This is a genomic window from Candidatus Neomarinimicrobiota bacterium (assembly GCA_041862535.1).
Classification (GTDB): Bacteria; Fidelibacterota; Marinisomatia; order SCGC-AAA003-L08; family TS1B11.
Window position 1 is genome coordinate 1 of sequence record JBGVTM010000162.1, and the last position, 2,907, is coordinate 2,907.

Here is a 2,907-nt window from a genome sequence, read left to right on the forward strand (position 1 = left end):
GATCCTGGCATCCACCGCCTGCACCTGCTCCGCCGACTCCGCCTTCGGAATCAGGATAAGATGCACCGGCTGCGGAATCACCGCCTCCAGGTCCTGAAATCCCAGCTCACCCTGGTTAATACGCACCATCGGCTCGGAACCGAACCAATTGAGTACCCTCAACGCATTACGCACGATGAAGCGAGCGGAAGCCTTCTCCACCGGCGCCACCGAATCCTCCAGGTCCAGAATGATGGCATCCGGCTGATGAATGCCGGCATTGAGCATGAACTTGGGCATGGTGCCGGGAATATACAGCCGGCTGCGGCGGAAACGGTCCCGCTGGCAAGCCAGGCGGCAATGCTCCTGCAACTCGGGTAAAGACACAGCGTCGATTTCCGGATGGGCCATCTTCACGGCCGCCTCGATGCGCCCCTGGATAACAAAAGGCAAGGCCCCGTAGTCCTCAATCTGAAGGCTGCCGTTATTGATGCCCAGATCGGCCAGGGTCTTCTCAGACAGCTGGCGGATGGAGGCGCCATACATTACTGCCACCTTGGACTCCAGCTCGATAGCATATCCGCCTGAGGTCTTCGGCTGATAGCGGATGATGCAGTCCGAGCGGATCTCCTCCTCGGGATCGGTAATGGGAATGCCGGAGATGAACACGTTATTCATACTGGAATCAGGTCTCCCGAACTCGCTGAAAGAAATTTACACCCGCCAAGCGCCGGGTGGGTTCGCAATTGGGGATATTAGCGAGGGGATCATGAAGTGCGAATGTGGAATTGTATATATAATCGTATGGAGGGCTGTATCAGACCCTACCCTTTCGGCGGGTGTATCATGTCAGTCGCGGATACTCCCGCAGGTGGTCCTTTCAGCTGTCGTTGCTTACAATGGCCACACCGGCGCTGGTGCCCAGGCGGGAGGCCCCCGCCGCCAGCAGCTTCCGGGCATCCTCAGCGCTGCGGATACCTCCGGCTGCCTTTACCCCCATTTTGTCTCCTACCACCCGACGCATCAGGGCGACGTCCTGCTCGGTGGCGCCCCCTTTACTGAAGCCGGTCGCGGTCTTGACAAACTGAGCGCCCGCCCGCTGGGCCAGGAGGCAGGCCTGCTCCTTCTCCTCATCCGTGAGCAAAGCCGCTTCGATGATCACCTTGACCGTGCGGCCGGCAGCGGCCTCCACTACCGCCCGGATGTCGGCCTCCACCTCCGCATCGCGACCGGACTTCAGAAAGCCGATGTTCATCACCATATCCAGCTCGTCAGCGCCTGCGACCGCCGCCTGCGCCGCCTCCCGAGCCTTCCACTCAACCGGCAGAGCTCCCAGCGGAAATCCGATGACGGTAGCCACCATGATTCCAGTGTCCCGGAGAAGCTGCTTGCACAGGCTTACCCATACCGGGTTCACACACACCGAAGCAAAACCGTACCGCCGGGCCTCCCCGCACAGGCTCCGAATGTCCCCTTCAGTGGCATCGGGCTTCAAAAGCGTATGGTCTATTTTCGCAGCCAGGTCAGTATTCACATTGCACCCAAAATATGATTCAGCCGGTCCGCTCAATGCCGACAAGCTCGCGCACCTCTGCCGCCAGCTCCTGGGCGGCCTCCCGCGTTGGTGCCTCGGCATGAATGCGGATAACAGGCTCCGTATTGGACTTGCGCACATGCATCCACTTATCCGGCCACTGCAGCTTGAGGCCATCCAGCGTGATGCTCTCGGCATCGGGGTAGCGCTCGGCAATCCGCCGTAAGACCTCGTCTGTGTCGTGGCCGTCGATGGCAACTTTCTCCTTTATCATACAGAACTGGGGGAGCTGCGCTAGAATGGCACTGAGCGGGAGTGCCTCTTGCGCCAATCGATCCAGCACCAGGGCGGCCCCCACCAACGAATCCCGTCCCAGATGGGACTCAGCCAGTATGACCCCCCCGTTGCCCTCGCCGCCGATCTCGCCGCCCACTGAGCGCATCATTAACACCACGTTGATTTCGCCCACTGCCGAGCGGACAACCTCGATTCCGTAGCGCCCGGCCACGTGATCCAGCAGCATCGAGCTGGAGAGGTTGGTGGTCACCGGCCTCCGGCTGCCGGTGCGTCGCAGAAAGCCGTCCACCGCCAGCACCTGGGTCAATTCCTCGCCCGGGGCCGTGCCGGTTTCGTCCACCAGGGCCAGCCGGTCAGCATCCGGGTCTGTGGCCATACCAATACAGGCACCATTTTCGGTAACTGCCCGGCACAGGTCGGTCAGGTTCTCGGGCAGGGGTTCCGCTCCCCTGGGAAAGGTACCATCGGGAGTAGTATGCAGGCGGATCACCTCACAGCCCAATGCTTCCAGCAGCGTCGGCAAGGCAAAGGAGGCGGCCCCATTGACCGTATCAACGACCACCTTGAACCGCTTGCGGAGAATAGCCTCGGCATCGATGCAGCTCAGGTTCAGGGTATCCAGGATATGCAGGCCTATCACGTCCAGAAGCACCTTGCTTCTGGGGCGCCTGGAAGGAATTTCCGAGGGCGCTTCGATCTGGTCCGCCCGGGCAAACAGGACCGCGGTCTGCTCAGCATCTAGGAAACAGCCGTCGCTGCCAATAAATTTCAGCCCATTGTATTCGATCGGGTTATGGGAGGCCGTGAGAACGATAGCTCCCGCCAGATGCTTCCGGGGTACGATAAACTGGGCGGTCGGGGTAGGCGCCAGATCCGCAATGATCACAGGGCGCCGGACCGTCTGTAACGCCTTGTTGGCCGCGGTCAGGAGCTCCGCGCCGTGCGGCCGGCTGTCCCTCACCAGAAGTACCGGCCCGGCGGGCTGAATAGCCGCAAAGGCCTGCACATAGCGATACACCACCTGGGCATCCAGATCTCGCCCTACCACACCACGAACCCCGGAAACAGTCCGGATTAATCCCATGCCGGTTCCCCTT

Annotated in this window: 3 protein-coding genes; all 3 read right to left on the bottom strand. The window is 61.0% G+C overall.

The window, feature by feature from the left end:
* On the bottom strand, window positions 1-657 hold a 657-nt coding region (locus ACETWG_05970; protein ID MFB0516134.1), incomplete at its 3' end, for an aldolase/citrate lyase family protein.
* 202 nt (window positions 658-859) lie between these two features.
* The gene (deoC, locus tag ACETWG_05975) at window positions 860-1,513 is read right to left on the bottom strand and encodes a deoxyribose-phosphate aldolase (GenBank protein MFB0516135.1); all 654 of its coding nucleotides are present in this window, start codon (window positions 1,511-1,513) and stop codon (window positions 860-862) included.
* Window positions 1,514-1,532: 19 nt separating this feature from the next.
* Window positions 1,533-2,907: phosphoglucosamine mutase (locus tag ACETWG_05980; GenBank protein MFB0516136.1), on the bottom strand; the 1,375-nt coding region annotated here is incomplete at its 5' end.